The 24,820-nt window shown below is 36.5% G+C and carries 27 protein-coding genes and 1 tRNA gene; 14 read left to right on the forward strand and 14 right to left on the reverse strand.

From position 1 onward, the window contains the following. Positions 1 to 445: 445 nt before the first annotated feature. The gene (locus tag G6053_RS20385) at positions 446 to 976 is read right to left on the reverse strand and encodes an NAD(P)H-dependent oxidoreductase (protein ID WP_165308198.1); all 531 of its coding nucleotides are present in this window, start codon (positions 974 to 976) and stop codon (positions 446 to 448) included. 160 nt (positions 977 to 1,136) lie between these two features. On the opposite strand from G6053_RS20385, the gene G6053_RS20390 reads away from it, so the two are divergent. Continuing rightward, on the forward strand, positions 1,137 to 1,496 hold the full coding sequence (locus G6053_RS20390; RefSeq protein ID WP_108633108.1) for a winged helix-turn-helix transcriptional regulator: 360 nt from the start codon (positions 1,137 to 1,139) through the stop codon (positions 1,494 to 1,496). Positions 1,497 to 2,045: 549 nt separating this feature from the next. Here G6053_RS20390 and G6053_RS20395 read toward each other — a convergent pair. From G6053_RS20395 to G6053_RS20405, 3 genes are all read right to left on the reverse strand, one after another. Continuing rightward, on the reverse strand, positions 2,046 to 3,461 hold the full coding sequence (locus G6053_RS20395) for a Gfo/Idh/MocA family oxidoreductase (RefSeq protein WP_165308200.1): 1,416 nt from the start codon (positions 3,459 to 3,461) through the stop codon (positions 2,046 to 2,048). An 11-nt stretch (positions 3,462 to 3,472) separates the two neighbouring features. Next, on the reverse strand, positions 3,473 to 4,864 hold the full coding sequence (locus G6053_RS20400; protein WP_108633106.1) for a DUF1080 domain-containing protein: 1,392 nt from the start codon (positions 4,862 to 4,864) through the stop codon (positions 3,473 to 3,475). A 434-nt stretch (positions 4,865 to 5,298) separates the two neighbouring features. Further along, on the reverse strand, positions 5,299 to 5,799 hold the full coding sequence (locus G6053_RS20405; protein ID WP_108633105.1) for a DUF2199 domain-containing protein: 501 nt from the start codon (positions 5,797 to 5,799) through the stop codon (positions 5,299 to 5,301). Between the two features lie 569 nt (positions 5,800 to 6,368). On the opposite strand from G6053_RS20405, the gene G6053_RS20410 reads away from it, so the two are divergent. Next, positions 6,369 to 6,854 (forward strand): hypothetical protein, encoded by a 486-nt coding sequence (locus G6053_RS20410; protein ID WP_108633104.1) that lies wholly within the window; start codon positions 6,369 to 6,371, stop codon positions 6,852 to 6,854. 34 nt (positions 6,855 to 6,888) lie between these two features. Here the strand turns inward: G6053_RS20410 and G6053_RS20415 are convergent, their stop codons facing one another. The 5 genes from G6053_RS20415 to G6053_RS20435 all read right to left on the reverse strand — a co-directional run bounded on the left by G6053_RS20415 (position 6,889) and on the right by G6053_RS20435 (position 10,639). After that, positions 6,889 to 7,461, reverse strand: a complete 573-nt coding sequence (locus G6053_RS20415) for a Crp/Fnr family transcriptional regulator (protein ID WP_165308202.1) — start codon at positions 7,459 to 7,461, stop codon at positions 6,889 to 6,891. 134 nt (positions 7,462 to 7,595) lie between these two features. Next, positions 7,596 to 8,702, reverse strand: coding sequence for an AAA family ATPase (locus tag G6053_RS20420; protein ID WP_165308205.1), 1,107 nt, complete (start codon positions 8,700 to 8,702; stop codon positions 7,596 to 7,598). After that, a complete protein-coding gene (locus G6053_RS20425) occupies positions 8,703 to 9,404 on the reverse strand; it encodes an RNA ligase family protein (RefSeq protein WP_165308207.1) in 702 nt (233 codons plus the stop codon). Positions 9,405 to 9,668: 264 nt separating this feature from the next. Beyond that, complete coding sequence (locus G6053_RS20430) at positions 9,669 to 9,926, reverse strand: hypothetical protein (RefSeq protein ID WP_165308209.1); 258 nt, start codon at positions 9,924 to 9,926, stop codon at positions 9,669 to 9,671. After that, a complete protein-coding gene (locus tag G6053_RS20435) occupies positions 9,884 to 10,639 on the reverse strand; it encodes a hypothetical protein (protein WP_165308211.1) in 756 nt (251 codons plus the stop codon). Before G6053_RS20435 ends, G6053_RS20430 begins: the two co-directional genes overlap by 43 nt. A gap of 537 nt (positions 10,640 to 11,176) precedes the next feature. Here G6053_RS20435 and G6053_RS20440 point away from each other — a divergent pair. After that, positions 11,177 to 11,572, forward strand: a complete 396-nt coding sequence (locus tag G6053_RS20440; protein ID WP_108633099.1) for a hypothetical protein — start codon at positions 11,177 to 11,179, stop codon at positions 11,570 to 11,572. Positions 11,573 to 11,889: 317 nt separating this feature from the next. Here the strand turns inward: G6053_RS20440 and G6053_RS20445 are convergent, their stop codons facing one another. The 3 genes from G6053_RS20445 to G6053_RS20455 all read right to left on the reverse strand — a co-directional run bounded on the left by G6053_RS20445 (position 11,890) and on the right by G6053_RS20455 (position 14,650). Continuing rightward, positions 11,890 to 12,186, reverse strand: coding sequence for a hypothetical protein (locus G6053_RS20445; protein WP_165308213.1), 297 nt, complete (start codon positions 12,184 to 12,186; stop codon positions 11,890 to 11,892). Positions 12,187 to 12,777: 591 nt separating this feature from the next. Further along, positions 12,778 to 12,851, reverse strand: a tRNA-Ile gene (locus G6053_RS20450). Between the two features lie 95 nt (positions 12,852 to 12,946). Next, entirely contained in the window at positions 12,947 to 14,650 is a 1,704-nt protein-coding gene (locus tag G6053_RS20455) for an N-6 DNA methylase (protein ID WP_165308216.1), read from the reverse strand. A gap of 103 nt (positions 14,651 to 14,753) precedes the next feature. On the opposite strand from G6053_RS20455, the gene G6053_RS20460 reads away from it, so the two are divergent. The 4 genes from G6053_RS20460 (at position 14,754) to G6053_RS20475 (ending at position 17,569) form a co-directional block, all read left to right on the forward strand. Further along, complete coding sequence (locus G6053_RS20460) at positions 14,754 to 15,158, forward strand: NUDIX domain-containing protein (protein ID WP_206531782.1); 405 nt, start codon at positions 14,754 to 14,756, stop codon at positions 15,156 to 15,158. Positions 15,159 to 15,492: 334 nt separating this feature from the next. Beyond that, positions 15,493 to 16,026 (forward strand): GNAT family protein, encoded by a 534-nt coding sequence (locus G6053_RS20465; RefSeq protein WP_165308219.1) that lies wholly within the window; start codon positions 15,493 to 15,495, stop codon positions 16,024 to 16,026. A gap of 254 nt (positions 16,027 to 16,280) precedes the next feature. Then, positions 16,281 to 16,811, forward strand: a complete 531-nt coding sequence (locus G6053_RS20470) for an NADPH-dependent FMN reductase (protein WP_108633094.1) — start codon at positions 16,281 to 16,283, stop codon at positions 16,809 to 16,811. A gap of 14 nt (positions 16,812 to 16,825) precedes the next feature. Further along, positions 16,826 to 17,569, forward strand: a complete 744-nt coding sequence (locus tag G6053_RS20475; protein WP_165308221.1) for a hypothetical protein — start codon at positions 16,826 to 16,828, stop codon at positions 17,567 to 17,569. 44 nt (positions 17,570 to 17,613) lie between these two features. Here the strand turns inward: G6053_RS20475 and G6053_RS20480 are convergent, their stop codons facing one another. Next, positions 17,614 to 17,949: a helix-turn-helix domain-containing protein gene (locus tag G6053_RS20480; protein ID WP_206531783.1), complete on the reverse strand. Its 336-nt coding sequence runs from the start codon at positions 17,947 to 17,949 to the stop codon at positions 17,614 to 17,616. 110 nt (positions 17,950 to 18,059) lie between these two features. Here G6053_RS20480 and G6053_RS20485 point away from each other — a divergent pair, with 110 nt between their 5' ends. The 7 genes from G6053_RS20485 (at position 18,060) to G6053_RS20515 (ending at position 23,595) form a co-directional block, all read left to right on the forward strand. Beyond that, the gene (locus G6053_RS20485) at positions 18,060 to 19,124 is read left to right on the forward strand and encodes an NADH:flavin oxidoreductase (RefSeq protein WP_165308223.1); all 1,065 of its coding nucleotides are present in this window, start codon (positions 18,060 to 18,062) and stop codon (positions 19,122 to 19,124) included. Positions 19,125 to 19,353: 229 nt separating this feature from the next. After that, the gene (locus tag G6053_RS20490) at positions 19,354 to 19,938 is read left to right on the forward strand and encodes an alpha/beta hydrolase (RefSeq protein ID WP_206531784.1); all 585 of its coding nucleotides are present in this window, start codon (positions 19,354 to 19,356) and stop codon (positions 19,936 to 19,938) included. A gap of 171 nt (positions 19,939 to 20,109) precedes the next feature. Beyond that, positions 20,110 to 21,219 (forward strand): L-dopachrome tautomerase-related protein, encoded by a 1,110-nt coding sequence (locus tag G6053_RS20495; protein WP_206531785.1) that lies wholly within the window; start codon positions 20,110 to 20,112, stop codon positions 21,217 to 21,219. A gap of 25 nt (positions 21,220 to 21,244) precedes the next feature. Next, positions 21,245 to 22,252 carry an alpha/beta hydrolase gene (locus G6053_RS20500; RefSeq protein WP_165308226.1) on the forward strand — a complete coding sequence of 336 codons (1,008 nt, stop codon included), beginning with the start codon at positions 21,245 to 21,247 and terminating at the stop codon, positions 22,250 to 22,252. A gap of 327 nt (positions 22,253 to 22,579) precedes the next feature. Continuing rightward, positions 22,580 to 22,894 (forward strand): hypothetical protein, encoded by a 315-nt coding sequence (locus tag G6053_RS20505; protein ID WP_108633085.1) that lies wholly within the window; start codon positions 22,580 to 22,582, stop codon positions 22,892 to 22,894. A 36-nt stretch (positions 22,895 to 22,930) separates the two neighbouring features. Continuing rightward, the gene (locus G6053_RS20510; protein WP_108633084.1) at positions 22,931 to 23,251 is read left to right on the forward strand and encodes a hypothetical protein; all 321 of its coding nucleotides are present in this window, start codon (positions 22,931 to 22,933) and stop codon (positions 23,249 to 23,251) included. 11 nt (positions 23,252 to 23,262) lie between these two features. Next, positions 23,263 to 23,595, forward strand: coding sequence for a hypothetical protein (locus G6053_RS20515; protein ID WP_108633083.1), 333 nt, complete (start codon positions 23,263 to 23,265; stop codon positions 23,593 to 23,595). 15 nt (positions 23,596 to 23,610) lie between these two features. Here G6053_RS20515 and G6053_RS20520 read toward each other — a convergent pair whose 3' ends face one another. Continuing rightward, positions 23,611 to 24,357, reverse strand: coding sequence for a DUF72 domain-containing protein (locus G6053_RS20520; RefSeq protein WP_165308228.1), 747 nt, complete (start codon positions 24,355 to 24,357; stop codon positions 23,611 to 23,613). Positions 24,358 to 24,820: the final 463 nt, after the last annotated feature.

A 24,820-nucleotide genomic window follows, 5' to 3' on the forward strand; every position in this document is an offset into this window, starting at 1 on the left:
CACTATCTTTGAACTATCATAATTTAGGTTTATAATTGGTTATTTAAGGTTTTCATTCTCCCCGTTTGAAAACCTTTTTTTTTGTCCTTAACTCTTACCAAGATAAATTAAATTTAGCGCGTTAAGATTGATTGAAAATGATAAATTCTTTTCAAATTATTCTTCATTAAACGATTATAATCTAATAGCCATCGAATTTCCGTACTTTAAGTTTCTGGATCATCATTTATTCAAATTAGTGAATGGTATAGCGGTCGAAATATTAGCTAAAAGATATTGCCAACACACTTTGTAACTCTCAAAAGCATCTTAACAGAATAATACAGGAAACACGTGAAAACCATCCTTGCTATTTTTATGTACATAAGATAAACTAAAGATGCCTTTGATTTTAAATGACACAGGCCTACTGAATCACCCACGATCTTAATTTAGTATCAGACGCCTACAACTGTTCTAAAAAGTTAAGATACAGTGGAACACTCCGTTCGACCCATTCTTCCGAAACATTTTGTTCAATGCCATAGTATGCGAAAAGTGGACGATAATTCGCGTGAATATAATTGAAAGTAATTTCAAATGGACTAGTCAATTGATCCAAGTTATATTTGTACTTGCCTGTAGTAGAATACTCTTTTTCATCAACCCCAACAGACAATGCCAATGCGATTCTTTTTCCCGCTAACTTATAACCACTTGATTTTCCATAAGCCCAACCGTATGTTAACACCTCATCCAGCCACTTTTTAAAAAACGGGGGGCAATTAAACCAATAAAAAGGAAATTGAAATACAATTTTATCATACTTTTCAATCAATTGTTGTTCCTCCTTTACATCTATTATTTCATCGGGGTACTTCTCATGCAATTGATGGATTTCATAGTTTTCCGGGTATTTTTTCAATTCTTCAATCCACCTTTTATTAACGATTGATTCGTTTATATTTGGGTGAATTATCATTACTAACGTTTTCATTATATCTAGTTATTAAAAAGTTTTATATACTATTTACCACGCAGCATCTGATAACTGTAATAGTTTCATTAGCGTTGCTATCTGGGATTAAAAATAGATAGATATTTCTTATTTTGGTACGGTGGTAACCCAATGTTCGGTACTATAAAAAATGTAGGTGATGACAAAAATCAAAGAAAGTTCCAGTAATTTCGCCAATAAGCAAATGTTAGCAAATGAGTGTCCTGAAGTATTTGCAGCTCATATTATTGGTGGTCAATGGTCTTTAGCTATCTGTTGCTATTTAATCAACGGAAGTCTTCGATATAATGAAATCAGAAAGTGTCTTCCTAATATTACCGAACGTATGTTGACCTTGCAATTGCGAAAATTAGAGGAAAGTGGAGTTGTAAAACGTACGGTATATCCAGAAGTTCCACCACGAGTAACATATGAATTGACAGCAATTGGCCATGAATTATCTCCAATTATTCACGAGCTTGGAAAATGGGGAGAAAAACTAAAGGGACTCTCTCTTTAGGATTTATTGACATTTCTAAATAAGATAAGCAAAACATTGAATTCCAGCTTGACCCAAACAGCTTAGCGTTAATTTATATAACATCAAAAAGTTTGATCAAAACCTCTTTTGATATAGCCATTATCATATTGATATTTTTATTTTAAAATAAATTTGCATAGTGTATAAAATACACTTATATTTGTACTATCATAATTTAGGTTTATAATTGGTTATTGAAGGTTTTCATTCTCCCCGTTTGAAAACCTTTTTTTGTTTGTATCTAAATCCATTTTTTTACTCCCTTTTTCCTCCCATTAGTCAGGCCAGATATTAGTTCTCATCATAACTATCCTAAGGCATTTTAACAAAAATATTTACAATAGCTCATATTTCCATCAAGATAGATCAAAATACATCCGATTTGTCTCATGCAATACAATGCATTTGAATACAGTGGCGTTTAACGTCATAGTAAACAAAGTTAGCTCCTCGATAAAAGTCCAATAAACAAAAAGCGAGGTATAAATTAAATATCCCTCGCTTTTTTTATAAATCAAAATGAGCAGTTTACATTTTATAATACTGCTCCCAGCCTCTTGCGGGGGGCGGTCCTGCCAACAGTGCATTGGCAAATTTATCGTTACTGATCTCCCTTTTTGTGGGATCAAAGATCAATTTGGTATTTAAACGCTGGGCGATTACTCCCAGACAAAATACTTGACTCAGAGGTCCGGCGATCTCAAAAGCAGACCTTGTTTTTTCTTCTCCTTTACACGCTTTTAAGAAGTTAGTAAAATGATTAGACGGTGAGTTTGGAATTTCTGGAAGACGGGATTCCATTTCCTTTGCTTTCGCTTCGGGAATGATTTGCAAAATGCTTGCATGAGAACCACCTTTGAACGTCAGATCCTTTCCATAAATAATTTTTCCGGGGTTTAATTTTGCTGGTTCCAATTTACCTGTACTAGGAGCTGGAATATTCGGATCCAATCCCGAAACTCCATAACCATCTGGTATAGGTGGTAAATTATTTAACCCATCATACCAATTAATGTCAACAGCAGGCATTCTTTTCCGTTTGGGAAAATGAAATTTAAGTGTCGAAGACATGGGGAAAAAATACGAATTATGTCCATCAAGTTTAACGGCACTGACTTCGGTTGGTAGGCCAAGATCCAAGAATTCATGCGCAGTATCTAATATATGTGCTCCCCAATCACCAAGAGCTCCCATCCCAAAATCATACCAACAACGCCATTGCCCATTCACAAAATCTTTATTATAGTTGTGACCTAGTGTTTGCATTTGCCATAGTTCCCAATCTAAAGTTTCCGGGATTATTTCAGCGGCAGGAAATCCTTTCATATTCACATCCCATCCATGCCATCTCCGCGGCATGTTCATATGTGCATCTATCCGAGTGACATCTTTAATTATTCCGGCTTCCTTCCAAGCCTTAAATTGAAAGTAATTTGCTTCGGAATGTCCCTGATTTCCCATTTGTGTTACAAGCTTTGGGTTCTTCCGGGCTTTATTGGCCATTAATTCAACTTCGAGGAATGTTCGCGCCATTGGCTTCTCCACATAGACATGTTTTCCAAGATCGAGGGCCAACATTGTTATCGCAAAATGGGAAAAATCAGGTGTCCCAATACTAACCGCATCGATCTGACTTCCCATTTTATCAAACATAACTCTAAAGTCTTTAAACTTTGGTGCATCAGGAAACATTGCCAGAATTTCCTGCGTTTGCTTCGCACCCAGATCAACATCGCATAATGCAACAATATTACAAAGTCCGGTTTTATAAAGTTCTTTTATAATATCTGCCGCTCTATTCCCCAAACCCACACAGGCCAAATTGACCCGTTCATTTGGTGTTGCCAGATTGACTTTCCCCAGGACACTATTCGATAACATTACAGCACCAGCTGCAATAACAGATTGTTTAACAAAGCTTCTGCGTGATAAATAATGGTTCATAAACTCTAAGCTTAGTTTGGTGTATTAATCTTTATACTGCGAAATGAAACCTTATCTCCGTGATCTTGCAATAGGATAAATCCCTCTTTTGCCTCACCAAAGTTATCCCAGTCCTTATATTTACTGATAGCAACAAGGTCCTTGAACTCCTTCGATCCTCTTTCGTAACTCAGCATCTTAATTCCATTCAGATAGTGTTCAACTTTATTGTCGGCTGTCACCACTACTCTTCCCCTATTCCATTCGCCTATCGGTCTCCGCGCACGTCCATCCCTATTTGATGTGATGAGGTCATAAAGAGAGGCTAAAGTACGATTGCCATCTCTTCCTAACTTCGCATCGGGATGCAAGTCATCGTCGAGCACTTGGTATTCAAGACCAATAGCCGATCCTTTAGACTTTTCTTTTAATGTTACAAAATACTTGACACCACTATTGGCCCCGGGGCTCAGCTTAAATTCAAAAGATAGATCAAATACGGCGTATTTATCCTTTGTTACAATATCACCGCCATTAGTAGACTCACCGCCATCAGATTTCAAAACTGTCAATTGCCCATCCTTAATCTCCCAGCCGCGATCAGGAAATTTATTCCCATGGATGCTGCGCCATCCATTATTTGTTTTTCCGTCAAATAAAAGCTTAACTCCTTTTTTCTTTTCGGCATCAGTGACTTCATTTGGTTTTAAATTGACAATATAGACCTCCTTCGGAAAACCTTTTGACTTTAGATCGCTTGTCTTGATTTTAACATTTTTGAAATAGACCTTCTTTCCATCTAATTCTGAAGGGATACTATGTACTTGTAGTCCGATGAAGCCTGTCCTGTCAATTGTGTCCACTACATAAGAAACGGGTACATCGTTGATCCAAGTACGCAGCTCATCGCCAATCGCTTCGATTCTAATGTGGTTATATTCTTCAGCTTTATATGCCTTTTTAGCGTTTTCATTGAGATCTAAGGGATAGATCCAACCACGACGTGCCTCATCATAGATACCACCTGTCCACGCCCTGGATGAGGGGTCTATCTCCACTTGTCTTCCGTACACTCTACCACGCCCATCATTAGCTTTAGGGTCTAGATGACTCCGGGTCTGGATTCCTGAATTTGTTTGACTACCTTCGAGCTTAACATCCAGTTCCAATATGAAATCACCGTATTCTTTCTCGGTAATCAAAAATGAATTGGGAGTACCTTTCGTCATTCGCCCCACGATTGCATCTCCCTCAATAGAATAAGGAGCTTTTCCGCCTACAGATTTCCAGCCATTCAACGTTTTTCCATCAAAAAGGTCTGTCCACCCTTTTTCCGTATCCTTATTTATCTGCGCATGCGATAAAATTGAATTTCCAACCATCGCTGCCATCAAGACAGACTTAAATATTGTGTTTCTCTTCATTGTGATAGTTACTTCTTGAGCTCTTATGCTCGGTTTATTTATTGAATATTGGTTTGTTACTCATATCATGTGCACCTATTTTTCAATATTGGGATGCTAAAGTTATTATATAATTTAATCCCTTTCGATCCAGGAGATGGGTGCGCTGTCTTTACCTTATGGTTATTTATCCAATTGCTTTAATAAAACAATATATTAATTAATATAGGTCAAATGAACCAAGTTGTACGATTTATTTACGAAAACGTTTGAAACATCAAAAAATCTAATGGCGGAAGGAAAGCCTATAGGTTGCATATAAATATACCGCATAAAACTGGGAGGTGAGATACCTAACGTGTAGATAGGTCTATCTCCAAAAAATCACCAAATTCTAAAAACAGTTTTACATCTAAGCAATACGCATGAACAAAAAACCAATTTAGTTTTATGGCCTACAAAACTGAATTAACCCGTAACATAGCTTCATCCCTATGGATACCATTTAACCAATCCTGTACCAAGTGGTGTTCCGATTCGTAAGGTATCAATAGCGGACGGTATCCATCTAATTGGGTAACAACCTGCATATAAAGGCCAATTGTTGAGGTTTCATAATCCTCTATTTCATTACTGAGCATCCCAAAATAGTTTTTTTCCTCGGCTTCTTTATTTGCAAACATTAGGCGGTATTCGTCCATCGTTTCATTACTCACCGAAACCCAGACACCGTAATCCAAAGTTTCATCATGGCCCAAAATCGGAACCTGCAAAACTGCACGAATAAAATAATCTATCTGGTCTTCGTGGTGAATCACGCAAAAATCATCATCTTTATCCGTAAATTTTTCTTTATCCACAGAGTTTAATATATCATAGTGAAAGGGGGCATTAAACGCTAAGGATGGCAATTCAGTATGTTCTACACCACAATTTTTACAAATAAAATTATTCATATATCTTCGTTCAAAAAAAGAATTTTCTCTATTACAAACTTAATCAAACTTTTAAATTCCCATAAAATTAATTCTATTGTTAGAAATCATCTGCTAAGTTTAACCACCAGAATTTCGGCCAAAACTTCAATTACTCGATAACTTTAATCTTCTCCGTGTCCCCAATTTCGATTGGGCTTAACGCTTTTTCCACCAAAATTTAAAGTAACTCGATTAAAACCCTAACTAGCTATTTTTTGCGCATGCTTCCTGCTGATTAGATCAACTCTATAATTTTTTCACGATTTTACCTTTTCAAAGTTATATTGGAGGGAGTTTGGCAATACTGGGATGTTCTTCCTTTTTAAAAAATAAAATAAAAACAATCAGTAAAAAATTTGGAGAAAACGAAAATTATACACAACTTTAAAGCACAAACATATATTCCAAATAGGCTACAAAGTAGACAAAGGAAATTTTTTTATTTTAAAAAGACGATTTTATCCTTGAGCATATCAATGATAGAATTTCAAATTAGTTTTTTTGCAGAAAAACTTTACTTACATGTATAGACAGTAGCATTATAAAATATGACAACCACCCCCATTAAGGTATATACAGTAGTTTCAAAAGAGATTAAAGAAGATCCGGATGTATTCACCAATCTAGAGGGTGTTTTTTCTACTTATGAAAAAGCACAGGAATATATCGACCATTTTTTTGGCAATGCGAAATATGGCTATCGTTCCATCGTAACGACGCTTTTAGATCCCTTCCAAGATGAAATCCAAAATAACGATTCTTATTACAGTATTTCTTCCCAGTTGATTGACAACAAATTAGAAATAGAGATCTGTAAAACTTCATTTGCAGTGGTTCTTTCCGAAGTCGGAAAACTGCGTATAGAAGAAGCTACTTCCGAAAGACCGTTGGAAATCAACCTCCATTGCTTTGCTAGATCTGAAGAAAAGGCTATTGAAAAATTCAATAATTTAGTCAAGAATTATTCAAAAGAACATAATCTTTACTTTCAAACGCTACCTTACCGAATAACAGATTCGAATCAATGCTATTAGTTTGCAAATTGTTTTTTTAAGCCGATTGTATATTTTAAGAACCAATTTTTTTTCGAATTTCACTCAGATATTCTGGAGTAAAACCTAGAAAAGATGCAATAAGATATTGCGGTACACGTTGCACAAAGTCTGGATACTTACGTAGCATGTCGCGATAAAACTGTTCTTTAGGCAATGAAAAAAGGTATTTAACACGCATTTGCGCAGCTGCATAAGCCCTCTGATACACAAAACGAAAATAGCGTTCCATTATAGGAAATTCTAGCATCAATTTCTCTTGATTTTCTTGACTGATATATAAAATCTCTGATTTTTCGACAGCTTGAATATAGAAGGAACTAACAAGCTTATGTTCATACGCCATATTATCTGTAAGCCACCAGTTTTCAATCGCAAATTCTGTTGTTTGCTCTACACCTTTTTCATTGACAAAAAACTTACGCAATATTCCTTTCAATACAAAGTAGTGATATCGACAGACTCTCCCCTCTTCTAGCAAGTTCTCTTTTTTAGCTATTGAAATAACATCAAAGTACTTTGATATTATTTCAAATGTATTATCATCAATTTGGATAAATTTCTCTAAATGTGTTCTAAATGTTTCCAATACATTTTAATTTATTCTGATAATCAAAATTTCACCTCCAATTGCATTCACCAAAAAAAACCTGAGGTGATATGATTTTTGTAACTAATCTCACAAGGTTATTTTTACATCAGACTTCTTTTATTTCCTCATTATTAAACCAAATAAAGCACCTCGTGTGCCTCTGTCAGCTGCGGGACTTCCAAATTGTGGAGCATTTTATCTAATACTACGTCCGGGAGAGGATAGGCCCTATTCCGATTTTGCAAACGCCATTGGCTGTACGGTTTTTCAATATAGACCAATTTAACATAGGCCTGATAGCTAACAAACAAATCGATCAACTGTTGACGCATTAATGTTGTAATATTAGTTGCATTCCAGATAAAATCCTGTCCTCTGCGCAAATAAATCTTTGCCTGTTCTTTTGCTTGCTGCACTACCCAGCCGTTCCGTTTTCTATCTGTTGGATCTATACTGTATCTACGACGAATATCATCTAGACTAATGACAGGGATATCCTCATTATGATTAGTTACATAATGATCTTTACCCATCCCCGGTAATCCAGCTAGCATAGTAACCTTAGATCTGAACCTATCAAAAGGAACATAATCCACATAACCGTCCGCTTTGTTGAAGTAAGTAAATTGTGCATTCAGTGTCGCAAAAGATCGTGGTGAATACCAACAACCAATTTCTCTTGTATACAGTTCAAAAAGCTCTAATACATCAAGTAATGCGTTTTGATCCCGACAGATTCGCCCTTTGGCGTCGGCTTCAGCCAACAGTTTCAACTCGGGCATATTTACCCGCAATGATACTTCCAAGGCGCTACGCATTGGATCAACTTTATCCATCAGCCACAACGGCAGTCCATGATACCGGACCAGCCCTACGATTTCTTCCCGAAGGGCAAAAGGTGTCTCCACATCACGGAACAAAATTTGACGTGCTGTCTGCGCCCCCTTCCGCGCATGACCAGGCGAACTGACCCTTCCTTTTCCGTCTACCGATGTGGTAGATCGTTTTTCGACATCATGCAGCAATGCCGCTGTCCAAAGTAGCTCCTGCCGTTGCCTATTAAGCCCCCTGTAGTCACTGGATTGTTGTAACTGCTCAAGTACCAATTGCGTGTGGATAGCAACATTCCCCTCTGCATGATGAACGGGATCCTGCGGAACATTCTGCATGTCCGCTACCCAGGAAAACTGTTTTTCCAATTTCAACCAGTCTTTATCTGCTGTTAATTTCCATTCCATCTAGCTAATTCTCCTTTCCCAAATAAGCTTTGTTCTTTTCCAGGATTTTGTCCAATGTTCATCCGTCTGTACATGTCCTTTTCGCACGTACTTAAAGACATTATGTTGAAACCTAGAAACTGGATAAGCATCCGCATTCCGACAGACTAGACCTTCTGAGGTACATTCGGTGCCCTGTCTCGGATCGATAGAGCCTAACACCGAAGGCTGGGAAGCTAGATTTTGAACAGTTTCTTCCAATTGCATTATCTGTTGTATGTCTGCTACCTTTTCAGACCTCAACAACGGTACCAAAGGCAAATCAAACAAGGCTGCATAGAAGCTTACTTCCTCCCATGAAAGCCAAGTATCTTTAACCCGAACGGCAAACACATAATAATAATGTTCCAATTGCGTATACTCGATTGAATGTACCGCATAAAGGTTTTCACCAAAAAACTCCAGATTACCTAAATCATTCTTTAAGCGTCCCCAATGTTCACGCAACTGCGCGGTCCAAGGAGATGTTGTCGGTGCCGCATGCGACCGGGCAAATACACCCCGCCTGGATAGACAGTTGTTTTCGCCATCCAATTTTTCGGTATAAAGTAAATCTGAGAAAGATTGAATATCCTTCCAGTATTCATAATTAAAACGATCGTTGCTACTTGTCCCGGGTGAAAAAGGAAAATGATAGGTGCGACCATATTTTGTTGATTCCATTTTTTTAAACTAAAGTGAATAATGTTGATTTAAACACACAGGTATAGCAGCAATCAGTTTGGGTATTCTCCCATCTGATTACGTATCCCCATATATTTGGTACAGCATTACATGACTCTGTGTTTAAAAAGATATAACATTAATGATCTATTGAGACAAAAATAGATAATTTTCTTAAAATAAAAAACCGTTACACCAGCAGGCATAACAGAATAACCAAAAGCTATAAATAAAAGTTCTTATATTAATGAGGTTCGATGTTATCTAGATGTTAATAGGCGTATCCCAGCCAATACGGGAGTAATCCTCTTGATTGTTTAAGAAAAGTTTTACTTGATGCCCCCTAAGCCCTTTTCCAGTCCGCAGTATTTCATTAAGCTGCTCCTGTCGAATATTTTGCAGCAACATCTTCTCAATAAAGGGCTGCAGCTTCAGGTCGTCTGCCACACGTTTGATCGGATATTGCACAAAGAACATATTTATTGCATAATTTTTTGATATTTTGACAAGCCAGTTTTCCATGCCAGCTTTTTTAGCTGATCGAAAATTGTCGGACAGTCCAATATTGTTCCGTTACGCAAGATAATGCATTTGGTCTCTGCTGTAGTGTAGACTGCAATAAGATCAACAAATCGCAGCTGTTGCAGGTTGATCTGTTGGACAAGCTCTCCCCTTTTAGCCAGTAGGTCAGCCAATAGATAGACGTCGATGTTGTCGATGTCCATTCCATAGAATTGCTCTTTCTTCTTTAAGCTATTTTCTTTTATTTTCCAGGATTCATTTAACGAAACGATCGGTGCAGTTTGTTCAAATTGTTCAAAAGTCGATCTTTTTTTTATCAAAGGTCTTCTCTGTGTTACCATTTGCCCAGAAACAGCTAATTCTTTCTCTGAACTCACATTGCTTACAACCTGCATAAGTGGTCTGTTATAGAAAACAGCCAAATTCTGCCGTTGGCCAATGGAATGATAGAGTAGTGACCAATTTTCACACATATACACCATCAGGCTGTATGATACAAAAATAGTAGCATAGCGTATTCCATAGATTTGCATATGAAGCTCAAAAAGAACCGAACGTTCAACCGAAGACTGGCTATAAACGAAGATAATCGCGACATACAATAATAAAAATGGAAAAACAGACACTAAAAGGAGCGAAAAAAAAGCGATAAAATGCAGGATAATATCAAGACCGGGAATGTTTTTTGCAGGCAGCCCTATTCGTTCACGCATATAAGGTACACTCCAATATGTTGGCAGATTAAGCACAAGTGATACCATTGTTGCCCCAATCCAAAAAACACAGATCATTATGACAACCAAAATCCAATATTTAAACTGATCTGATCGTTCCAAAAAACCTTGAAACGATATTGTTTTCAGATTAAAAACAATAGACAGCATCAGCGAGCAAAAAAAATAAACGATAGATTTCATGACGTTTCTCCGAAATAATCTGGTTAGGACAACAAAATTAAATAAATTACTTACAAAAGTATACCAATATAATAAATAATATCGAAATTATAAAACAGTGGAACACACAAACGATAATATTTACAAAGTAATTAACAAAATCATAACATTCTTCCAAGCCAAGACTGAAGGACAAACCGTTAATAATTGCTATTTTAGATTAATATTCGTTGCTTTATGGAGGTTTAACTAATCAATAACCTACATTTCATTGTCGTGTTATCATATTTTTAAGTAAAAAAAAGATAATTTATAATAAAATTTTGAGATATTGTAATATAATGAATTCAAATAATGAAACAACAATTCAACAACCATGGCGTAGCCAAAGTACAATTTCGAATCCTGGCATTGCCAGCAAGTTTATTAGCAATTGAAACAAATGCTATTCGTCGAAATTTTCTATCTTGGATGGAAGCAAATTTCGCACTGACTACTAGTCAAAAATTTCAATTGATGACCATGCCTGACGATCTACAGGATACCTTAAGTCAAGCTATTGCAAATAGCTATGAGCTCGGGCAGGCCGTTCAATTTTTCAAAGAGACAACTTCTAAGGACGATCAGCCCGATTTGAAGGACATCGTGATCAATGGTGCCGAAACAATGGCGGAACTAAACAACACGAGTAGAACAGCAGCTTTCGTGGGACAATTGGCGATCAATATTCGCTATAAAGTAAACATGTAATTTATCCAGGATAATATTACCCCACAATGGACTAGCCTTACAAGTACCTTTAACATTTATATCCCGTTTACGTTCAATCTCTCGAACAGAAAATAAACGGGATATTGTATTCAAAGCATTCTAGATAATAATTCCTGTCAATATGAAAAGATTATGCAACATAATCAGCAAGGGATTTAATATGCCGTAAGTGAACAATTGCATCTGACTACCCAATATCATATGCACTGTGCTAATATTGTCCGAAGCCGTGTCCGTTTGTCAAATAGGCCAATTATCGCAGATCAAACAGCGTATCCCATCCACAATAAACTATCTTAGATCTGCAATTGTAGACGGATCCAGTTTAAGACGAAAAGTAAAATGAATGCAGTTAACACATACACTTCTATTTTATTCACTTTAGCCGGCCCAAATTTCCAGACGCAGATACGATCGATAATAAGCAACAGCAGGATTGGAATTAATCCGAATATCCCAATGTATATCGCCATTAATTTGTCGGGAGCAGAGTGTCCAGTACCCAATATTGTAACCGTGACGGCAACACCGATAAACCCCAATATCCCAAGGATTAAGAAAAGAGTACCTTTTGTTTTTAAGAATTTTATCATTACTTGTTGTTTATCACCAGCTTTTCCAACACATCATACAGTGACAATTGGCTTCTACCGCCTGTTTTCCAATTTACACATCCCGATGCGCTAAAAAAATTAAAAACAAGCCCCCGAAAGCCGGGGGCGAGTGGCTCAAAGCCGGTTCATTTTTCTAGTTCGCTAGGGAATGTTCCGAGCCTCGCAGCCAAAGATAATAGCTAAGTTAGTTAATTTAAATCATAGTATTATGCTCAGACTTCAATTTAGGTTCAGACCCTATAGATCCTTTACATATAGATCAATTCTTGAAAAATATCTATATTTAAAGACCGGACATGAGGGAGTTCGGCTAATCTATTACACAAAAGATGAAATTTAAAATTTTAATATTATTTATATTTATCCATTATCTATGTTCTGCTCAACAAAAACAAGTAGTCAACAATGAAGTAACAGCTTTTGGCCTACAAACGAAAAGGGATACCATTGATTTTATTGTTGTTGACAAAGCGCCAAATGAAAAGAAACCAATATTTCTATGATACCGCGCGAAAAATAAGAAAGTAGAGAAACCAAAATATATTGAATTCATTGATCGTAGAAAAGAAGTGCGCCCACCTGGGCTCGAACCAGGGACCAAAAGATTATGAGTCTTCTACTCTAACCAACTGAGCTATAGGCGCAATTTTCCACTTCTATTTTGAAAGGTCTGCAAATATATAAGATCAAGATAAAAACTCCAAAAAAAAATAACTTTTGGAGTAGACACCGGTCTTCGTTAAAAGAAATCCCTACAAAGTCCATATGCCTCATTAATTAATTTGTTCAGTTTATTTTCCAGATCGCATTTATCTAAGGTTTCACTATTATTCAGTTGTTTAACAAGGGCAACTACAGCCTGAAAGTTTGCACTGGAGAATCTAGGAAGAGGATAGTTTTCAATATATTGAGAAAAATAACGTTTTCTTCCAGCATAGAGTTTATTGTTATACATCAGTGAATGATAATAATTCATTAATCTAGAGTTACAGACGCCCTGAATGAATAAAAGAATATCAAGATCTTTCTCGTTTGTCGCCGCCATCCAATAGCAGTTTCCGTTCACCAATTTACCACTGGAGTCAAAACAAAATCGGGGCTCAATACTAATATCCGGAAATACAACTTTGGGGAGTTTCCAGAGAGCCGGGTTCTGGGGAACCCAGATTTCATACCAGCCGCGCCCAGATTTTAAAACATAGTGCCTGTTATTTAGTACTTCGAAATTACTGAGCAAATATTCTTTTGTCCTAGGATAATCCTCTAGATTTATTCGATTACGTTTACCCTTGTTATCAAAATGAGGATATAGTATTCTTAAATCTGTTTTAGGTGCCCCCCACGCTTTAATGTTCTCTTGTGATATCAAATCATACATTAATTCTGCCTCTGGCTCAATGATATCATAAGCACCCCAATCTTTACGAATAAACACCTTATCGGCGGTTGTTTTGACGCCTATTTTTACTTTAAAATGATCTCTTACTCTGGAAAAACAAGCCGCCTCGATTTTGCGCACAAATTCCTCTTCCCTCAAATCGAGCAAAATCCAGTTGCTTTTATTGGATGAATCAAATTTTACAGCACCAGATGTACATACATAGGAATTCTCATTGTGTTTAAAATTGCCAACATAGTTATTTTTCAATGCCTCATAAATTGACATTTTTTTACCTCCTGGCTTCGTTTTTCTATTAAAGTCTTGATAAATTTTAAAGAACTGGCAACTTTCCGTGTTATAGGTACGTGTTTTTCTTCCTATGAATATAGCCGGCAATACTGCAGCATCGAATAATTTTGTATCGCCCAGATCTATGATTTCCAATATCTCATAATTCTCCCTCAGAAACTCCCGGATGCTTTCTCCACTTTTTGTATTCAAATATTTGTTTGATGTAATAACACCCAAAATCCCCCCCTCTTTTAAAGCAAATGTCATTGCCTTAATAAATGGAAAGTACAAATCCACTTTCCCTTTAAGTCCATACTTTTTGGATATCTGCTGAGCATAGTCCGCGCCTAATAACTGCGTTCTTACGTAAGGCGGATTGGCAATAATAATATCAGCACATTGATTCATATCCATGGAAATACCATTATACGTTCCAAAACGGGTATCATCAAAGGAAATACTTTCCAGAAAGTCAGCATACTGAACCTGGTATCTCGATTCGCCAAAATGACTTTCAAGCCTTGTCTCTGCCTTACCCAAGTAATTATAATTGATATCAACACCTCTCAACTCAAAGGTTATTTTTTTCGAGACCAATTCCTTTCCAATGCTAAGTAATAAGGCTCCATCCCCACAAGAAGGATCTAACACACTGACCGAATCTTTAGTATTGTATTTTAGTATTTTTTCCGCCAAAAATTCAGCAAGCAATACAGGGGTAAATGTTGCTCCATTTTTCTTGATATTTAGACCGTCTTTTATAGTATTCATAAATATGCTCAAAGTTATCAAATTACACTTTACTCGCCCCATCTTTAATCTGAGAAAATTCTTTCGGATGATTTTTGTTATCTTCAATAATTAAATAATACAAATGGACAATAATATCATTGATAAGGTCGCATTAATTCACATTTCTAATAAGAAAATCTTAAGTACACAGTCAAAAGGTAAAGACAAACTTTATTTCCCCGGCGGAAAAAGAGAACATGGTGAAACTGATATAATATGTCTAAGGAGAGAAATCCGTGAGGAGTTAAATGTAGATATTATCGAGCATTCTGTCAGATTTTTTGGCACTTTTGAAGCTGCGGCTGATGGGCGCGGAAAGAATGTTATTGTACAGATGTCCTGTTACTTTGCCGAATTTACCGGTATTTTGACAGCTTCCAACGAAATAGAGCGCTTTGAATGGATCAGTTTTGCTGATAAGAACAAAACTTCTGCTGTGGATAATCTCATATTACAGAAACTAAAAGATCTAAAACTCATCGATTAACCACAAGTTCAAAACGGAAGCAACTCCATCCATTACTTTAGCTATGTAGATAGTCATTTAGCCAGTTTATACACCGCATCTGGCAAAACGAGACAGTCAATACTTTCATATAGAATATAGAGAACGTGTTGAAGTTAGGCAAAGGATTGATGAGCAGCTGGCAAAAAACTTGAATTAATGGAGAACCATTGGCATGGCTAAACTAAAACACGACTTTATTGTTCTTTTATTTAGTTTGTAATGTTTTAAGTAACCAGAAAATGACATTTATTTTTTTTTCAAACATAAAATCTTCTTACTCTATTATTTACAACCATTTTATAATACCAAAAGGATGAACGACTTTCCAAGATTAGAAACTGAAAGACTTATTCTCGACAAAATAACAGTGGAAGATATTCCACAGATTGTATTATATCTTCAGGAAAAAGTATTTTCCGATTATACGTCGAATATTCCATACCCGTATCGGAAGGAAGATGCTGAGTTTTGGCTGAAACTATCAACCGAAAGCTTTCAAAACCGTAAAGGAATCACCTTTGCAATTCGAGAAAAAAAAGGAAAATTGCTCGGTGCCATAGGACTTCACGATGAAGGCTCGGATAAAGCCGAATTAGGTTATTGGATAGGCATTCCAAACTGGAATAAAGGCTATGTCACTGAAGCTGCGAAAGCTGTGATTGACTACGGTTTCAGTCAACTGAATTTCAACAAAATATTTGCGACTTATTTCCCTCATAACCCAGCTTCTGGAAAAGTTCTAGGCAAGATAGGAATGAAAAAAGAGGCCGTATTAAAACAGCATCTAAAGAAAGATGACAAATATTATGATATCCCAATGTATTCAATTTTTAAAGAAAATAGATAATACTAACGTGCCAGAAAACAACATTCTAATTTCAATACGCTATCAGCAATAATCATAATTTTGCTTCATTCCAACTGTAGATTAAGCTATCCAAGAGGATAAAATATGACCTATGACGCTACTCTTTTTTTAAAAAGGAGATATCGACCTTTCGTTGTATTGTCTAATACGTATGAGCGAATAATGAAATAACGAATTATCTTATTTAAAAATTCGGTAAATTTAGACTATAGACAACCATACAAAAATATATCATGAAAATATTTGCCTTTGCCGGAAGCAATTCCTCCACTTCGATCAATAAACAATTGGTCAAGTTTGTTCTAAAAAGTTTTGGTAACCATGAAATCAACCTGATTGATCTAAACGATTATAATATGCCTGTTTTTTCTGTCGATTTGGAAAAAAATGGTTTTCCGGAAGAAGCACATCATTTTCTGGATAATATTACCAAAAGCGATATTATTATCTGTTCATTGGCGGAAAACAACCGCTCCTATAGCGTTGCTTTTAAGAATGTTTTCGACTGGGCTTCCCGAATAAATGTCAAGGTGTTTCAAGACAAACCAATGTTATTAATGACCACCTCTCCAGGCGGTTATGGCGGCGGAAATGTGATGGCCGAGGCACAAAAATTCTTTCCACAATTTGGTGCTATCATCAAAGAAACCTTTTCCCTGCCAAAATTCTATGAGAATTTTGATCTGAACAATGGTGTCATTAACCCAGAACTTTTAACGGCACTTAACCTAAAAATAGAAAACTTTAAGAAACAACTCGTATAACAAAATTCTATTATATGTTAAGATTGCTCCATAGGATTTATCTCCTTACCTTATCTATAGCACCATTTTTTCTAAGTGCACAAACCAAGGAGGCTGGTCTTCTTCTTCCTACCGGAGACACTTTACGCTATACGAGCAAATATTGTTGCATTCTATCCCCAAAAAACGGATTTAAACTATACGATATGCCAAATGGAAAAGTAATCGGAAAATTAAAGATGGAGATCAGGGAAGACGACAATCAATCACCATATTTCATTTTTTTGGCAACAGCCGATGACAAAAAGAAACTTACGACAGATAATTTCAAATTAATTGGCAATGAAGTTTACGCTATTCCATATTATGAAAAGCGGGACGGTTTCATTCGTGTTCTAACAGAAATGGGAAATTATTGGATTTCGGTTAAAGAACTAAACAATATGTACTTTTCAGCGAGGCCATGGATTAATTTTCTATTGGAAGAAAATGAAAAAGTACTTGGTTATTATGCGAAAGTCCCGGGACTTCGAATCAGAAAAGAACCTAATACCTCAAGCGATATTATTGAAGCCATTCGAGGAGATCTATTCGAAATCAAACTATCCAATCAAATAAAGGGACAATGGTGTAAAGTCAAGGTGACAAAATATAGAGAACATCCTTGTGAAACTGACCTTGATGACAAGGACAATATTGAACGCATCATCCAAGGTTGGATAAAAATCATCGATGATGATGGTGATTCAAATCTCTGGTATTACGCTAAAGGATGTTGATGGCCAAACAAAGCGATTTGATGAGAAATCAAATTGATTTGCTATCAAATGGAGATTCCTTCTGCATAATATTCCTCATTCCATTTCGCTAACTGACACATAATTGGAATAAGTGCCTTCCCTTTTTGAGTCAGCGAATATTCTACCCGAGGAGGCAACTCTTTAAATTCTTCTCTCAAAATAATGCCATCTTCCTCCAATTCTTTTAACGAGGATGTCAGTACTTTTCTTGAAATATTTTCGATCAATGCATCGAGTTGTCCAAATCGGGCTTTCCGATCTCTTAGCGTGTATATAATAATGGGCTTCCATCTTGTTCCCAAAATTCCCATAGAGCGTTGCATCGCGCATGGACAATTCTTAAAATCAGTTCTTTTCATCGTCAAAACATTTGATAGTTACACAAAGGTAACTACTTTGCACTATTAATGGTTACAAAAATATACTATTTAAAATATATTTGTAAAGAAATTCGTAAATGATATAAAAAATGAGCATACAAACACTTTTTAGTTCATTCCAATACAAAAATCTTGTATTAAAAAACCGTTTCGTCATGGCTCCCATGACACGAGCATTTTCTGTTGACGGAATCCCTGGAGATGTCGTTACAGGTTACTATGAACGGCGGGCAGCGGGAGACGTTGGTTTGATTCTAACCGAGGGAACCGTCATCGAGCGGCCCGCATCAAAAAACTTAAAGGACATTCCAAATTTCTATGGAGACCAGGCATTGAAAGGCTGGAAAAACATTGTCGAGGCTGTCCACGCAAAAGGAGGTAAAATAGCTCCTCAACTATGGCATGTAGGGTATACGCCAATGCAGTGGACTCCACCGGCGGCTTTTGAAAGTCCCGACACAATGACTTTAGTGGATATAGAAAATACTATCCAAGCGTATGCCGATGCTGCAAAAGCTGCAAAAGAGCTAGGTTTCGATGCCTTCGAAATACATGCTGCACATGGTTACTTGATTGATCAATTCTTTTGGGAGGGAATGAACCACAGATCAGATGAATTCGGTGGTGAAACGATAAAGGAGCGTTCCAGATTTGCCGTCGAAGTAGTGAAGGCAATGCGAAAAGCCGTTGGACCTGACTTTGTAATTATCATCAGACTATCACAATGGAAACAGCAGGATTATACGGCAAGATTAGCCCCTACCCCAAAGATGATGGAAGATTGGATCTTACCATTAGTTGATGCCGGTGTAGATATTTTCCATGGAAGTCAACGACGTTATTGGGAACCAGAATTCGAGGGCAGTGATTTAAATTTTGCCGGATGGCTGAAAAAGGTCTCTGGTCAACCGACAATAACGGTAGGTTCGGTAGGACTTGACGAAGATTTTGGTGAAGTATTTACAAATTCAGAATTTAAGTCATCCCCAGCTTCACTGGATGAATTGGTACGTCGATATGAAAGAGGAGACTTCGATTTGGTTGCAGTGGGTCGGGCAATTTTGCAAGATCCGAATTGGGTAAAGAAAGTTCAAGCAGAACAATTCGGAGACTTGTCTATCTTTGAGGCCAGAAGCTTAGCAACTTTGTCTTAAATAGATCAATGATCTAAGTGCGCTAAAAATTTATATTAACAGTCATATGCTAAAAATCCATAAAAGACGAATATTCATTTTTATGGATAAAACAAGATATCCACTCGTCTTTGGGTATCTTGCTTTTTTTAAGAAATCATATAAAATTCCTTAATTTAATATTTTTTTGACTTTGGATATCAGCACATTATTAATAAATTGCAGTGAAAATGCTTTTAAACCGATCATCATGTCCGATACCCATATTTATATACTTAGTGGATTAGGTGTAGACCGAAGGGTACTCAACAAAATAAATTTTAAGGGTCTAAAAGTTACCTATCTGGAATGGATCTCTCCAAGTTCAACAGAATCAATTTCTAGCTATGCACGACGATTATCCACTAAAATTACGACTAAATATCCCGTTCTTATTGGATTATCTTTCGGAGGTATGGTTGCCATGGAAATTGCTAAAATTATTGATGTAAAACGGGTCATATTGCTCGCTTCAGCCAAAGCCGACAATGAACTTCCTAAACTTTATAAAGTTATTGGTTTGATCAATCTTCATAAATGTATACCTAACTCAATGCTAAAATTACACACTGTGTTATCAAATTATTTCTTTGGCATAACCTTAAAAGAAGATAAAATGATGCTTAAACAAATATTAAGAGATACAGATGCTGAATTTCTGTTTTGGGCGATCAGTCAAATCGTAAAATGGAAAAACAAGACTATTCCCAACAACTTAATCCATATCCATGGCAGCAAAGACCGGATAATTCCGATCAGAAATAATTTAATTAAATTATTTCTTCCATTGAGATAACATATAAAAACAGACCTGCTCTTAATGAATAAGGTAGACCAACAAAGTCTCCATTCAATGCATCTCTTAAAACAATAATGCAGAAAATGAAGTTATAAAAAAGAGTATTCGTTTTTAAAAAACCATTATCGTTATTCGGCACAATGACCAGATCTTAAATAAATACCTGATATGTTCAAAAAACTTACATTTTTTATCCTATCCGTCCATCTGTTAAGCTTTAAAATGCAAGCACAAGACAAACTCGCACTCGATCCAAAACTGGAAGTCGCGGCATCTTTTGACTCTTATCGTCCCATAGGAGTTAGCGCAACTTCAACAAACAGACTATTCGTCTCATTTCCTAAACTGAACAAAGACTATCAGTATGCATTGACAGAAATCATCGATGGCAAACCCATCCCCTACCCGAACCAAACATGGAATGAACAAGGGAACGAAGATTCCCATTTTGTAAATGTTCAGGATATATTTGTAGATGCAGCCGATTACTTATGGGTATTAGACTCCAAACCATCAACTTCGGGGTCCATTTTCGGTCCAGATGGGGCAGCTCCCACTGGACAATTCAAACTCCTAAAAATCGACACAAAAAACAATAAGGTCATGCGTATCTACACATTTGATGACCTGGACAAAACGAAATCGGGTTTGAACGATGTCCGCATTGATATACAAAAAAATCTGGCGTATCTTTCAGACCCAGGACAGGCGGCAATCATTGTCCTTGACCTCCAAACGGGAAATAGCCGAAAAGTACTGGAAAAAAGCTCCTTCACATTAGCGGATCCCGAAGTTGTTATCTCCTATTCGGGTATAGAAATGCGCAATAAGAACGGCGCTCCATTCGTCTCCCATGTGAACGGAATAGCACTAAGTCATGATTTTAATTACTTTTACTTTAAACCGATCAATAAAAATCACCTATATCGCGTCGCAACAAAGTATCTTTCGGATGTGAAACTCTCCCAACAAGAGTTACAGAGCAAAGTAGAAAACATGGGAAATGTAGGTGTTACACATGGCCTGCTTGCTGACCGGAACGGTAATATTTATTTGACCACCTCAATGGATTACAGTATCAAATACTTGAGTCCGGACGGACAAATTCATCTATTGACACAGGACCCCAGATTGTTATGGCCCGATTCTTTGGGTATAGATGGTAATGGTTATCTTTACTTTTCATGTGCACAACTATCCAGAGATCCGCAATGGAACAATGGCGTAGACCGGGTTGAATTACCCTATCGTGTTTATAAAATAAAGTTGCCGAATTGATTACTTGAATCTTAAGCATACATAAATGAAATTATTGACCAAACAGTTCTCTCTATTGCTACTCATCTTTGTTCATTCGCTGTCCAAAGCGCAGACAGATCGTCCTGTGCTGGATATTATGCTCAACAACTATCAATATCCCTATGAAGTAAATTATCTGTCGCTCAAAAGTCAAACAGAAGAAATAAGGATGGCCTATATGGATGTCAGGTCACAAAAGCCAAATGGTCAAACAGTATTGCTGCTTCATGGCAAAAATTTTAACGGAGCGTACTGGGAAACAACCATCCAAGCTTTAAATACAGCAGGATATCGCGTTGTTGTGCCTGACCAGATCGGATTTGGTAAATCCTCGAAACCTACAGATTATCAGTTTAGCTTTCAGCAACTGGCTGAAAACACAAAAGCACTGCTAGACAAATTAGGTATTGATAAGATCAATTTACTTGGACATTCCATGGGTGGGATGCTTGCTACCCGATTCACATTGATGTATCCTGAGACTGTTAAAAAACTTATTTTAGAAAATCCCATTGGACTCGAAGACTGGAAACTTGTCGCTCCCTACACTTCCATTGACCAAAATTTTCAAACGGAATTAAAAGCGGGATATGAATCTACAAAAAAATACCAAAGGGGATTTTACTACGATAACAATTGGAAGCCAGAATATGATGAATGGGTATACCTACTCACGGGCTGGACAAAAGCTAAGGATTATCCCATTGTTGCCATGGTGAACGCAAAGACATCAGACATGATCTTTACCCAACCTGTTGTCTACGAATTTCAATATATCAAAACACCCACCCTACTCATCATTGGTACAAGGGATAGAACAGCCATTGGCAAAGCTAGTGTTAAAGATCCAAAAGTGGCCGCAAAAATGGGATTATATCAGCATTTAGGAAAGGAAACACAACAAAAAATCAAGGGATCAAAACTCGTTGAACTCGACAATGTTGGACATTTACCTCATATTGAAGCTTTCGAGCGATTTATCAAGCCCCTTGTTTCTTTTTTAAAAGACTGATTCTATCGCTTCCTTAAGGTTATCATACGCACAAACAACCTTCTCTTTTGTATTAATGCAGAATAACCTCTGTACTCCGCCTTTTAAGATCTATCGCGTAGATGTTTTCTCTAAGAGAGAAACCATCTACGCGATAGATCAGCGCTGCAACTATTTTTAACACGATCGCTCAAGCAGGCAAATAAAAACACATTGACATATTAGCATAAAAAAAATGCTAATCAGCTCCTTTGAACACCATTAATATACTTAGCAAAAAAAATAAATAAAATTTTTTAAAACTAATATTTTTAGTATATTTGACTATCAATTTTAGACAACGTCTTTATGGAACAGGCAAAAGGATATGACAATAAGGAATTGCATGTTGGCGATATTGTTCGCTTCCATACCCCCTATCCCGATGAGGATCCTGATACTATCTTTATTGTACTTTGGTCATACTATGATCCTGAAGGGAAATCATCCAGAGCCGAAGTAGTAAAATTTGACCCAGTTATTAAACATTATCCTGTAATCCAAAAATGGTTTATTCGGGATCTGGAAAGAGTTCCTGAAGTCAGCCCGGAATTATTACAACAAATTGCATTATTTATGAAAAGTAAATTGGGGAATGCGATCATAAGCAAGCTGATCGTTTAAATAAAGTCAAACAAAAAATAATTTATAAGTAACACAATGGAAAATAAATTCAAAGCAAACCGAGAATTCATATCACGATCAATATGGTCCGACTGGCGAGAACGGCTTAAAGACAGCGAAATAAATGGTTTACGCCAACGACTTGAAGTGATGGATCGGGAGGTCCTTATTGACTGGTTGCAATGGTACAATCCAAAGGGTAATTACACAGATCGTAAATGCATGGACAATGGCGTAAAACCACTTTGCAAATCAAAGGCTGTCGAATATACTTATAGAGAGATCTTACGAAATCATACGAAAAAGCTATATAATAATTTTTCGAATGGCTCAATACAACTTATGTTTAACAACTAAATGCTGAATTTATGGAATCTTTCATCAAACAGATTATCGGTTATCAACTGCCAAAAATCCTAGCAATGGAATCACAGCGAAAAGATTGGCGTTATCAGCTACTGGATTTAAAAGATAAAACTCTTTTCGACAGACTTTCACTCATGAAACGGCAGGAATTACTCGAGTGGCTTCAATGGAATGACTCTGATGGAATTTATGGAGATTATGACTGTATTCGTAAAGGTATCCCGTTATTTACCAAAGCACAGGCTTTAGCGGCAGTCTATCATCACATTATGCGTGACCATGAAAGCTGGGATGGCTATATGGGAAAGGAATATATCCGTGGGAGTATATTTTAAACCATTCCTAAATTATCATTGTTTAATATAATCTTCTAATGTTCTGAGATTAGCGATAGCGGCACCGATAGTATTGTTAAAATATACATAAACTTCTTTTCCTTCAGCTAACCATTCCTTGATATAACCACCATATTCATGTAATACGTCATCTTCATAGCTTCCTTTATAATTACCTTCGGGTCCATGAAAACGCATATAGACCATATCACTACCAATGTACTGTATGGCTATTCCCTTAGCATCTTTATCGTGTAGCACCAGATTCATACCATAAGAATTTAATAGTGCCATTGTTTGCTGGCAATACCAAGACTGATGCCGAAATTCAACACATACATGCCAGCCTAAACTTAGCTTATCCGTTGCAATACATTTTAAAAGTTTATCTAAATGACTTAGCGAAGAGAATGTGGTTGATGGAGGTAATTGTATCAACAAACATCCTTTCTTTTTATCCACAGCGCTAATGACATCCAAAAATTTAACAACATCACTATGATCAAACATTAAATTCTTTTGATGCGTAATTCCCTTCCAAAGCTTAAAAGTAAAACGAAAGTTATCATTCGTTTCTAGAGACCATCGTCCAACAGTCTCCCTGCGAGGTATCTTGTAAAATGAGCTGTTAACCTCTAAAGAATTGAACAATAGACTGTATACAGCAATTCTGCTCTTATCCTTTAAATCATTCGGATAATAGCTCTTGTTCTTATACGGCAACAGAATTCCACTTGTGCCTGAAAAATATCGGATCTCCATAACGCAATAACAATTAAAACCAGGACAATAGTTCAAACAGTCCACTATAGGTTTCTTTAGAAACAAGTCTCATCATACTAACGTTTTGACGGATAAAAAACGCTATCCAAATTAAATCATTTAGTTTCGCCATATTTAGAGACGCCAAGTCTACACTTTGGAATTAATTATTCGCTAAATATTCAAAAATTTGAGTATACTTTGATCAATGGAGCACCAAAGTATACCAATATGCATTCAATAAAACCAGGTCCTCTTATTTGGCCGAAGAAACCGTACAGCCTGTTTTATTAAACTTTGGAAAAATTTAAACATAAAGAATATTGATTACACAGTAGGATCTCGTTTTTTTTGTATTGCTAAAACAACGTCCTGGATTTAATCAAAGAGGAATATAACAGAAAGAAACTTCTTCAAGCAGAAAATCAACTCATTCAATACCTAATATTTCCCCGACCATGAT

It is taken from the genome of Sphingobacterium sp. DR205 (assembly GCF_011064245.1).
GTDB classification, from domain to species: domain Bacteria; phylum Bacteroidota; class Bacteroidia; order Sphingobacteriales; family Sphingobacteriaceae; genus Sphingobacterium; species Sphingobacterium athyrii.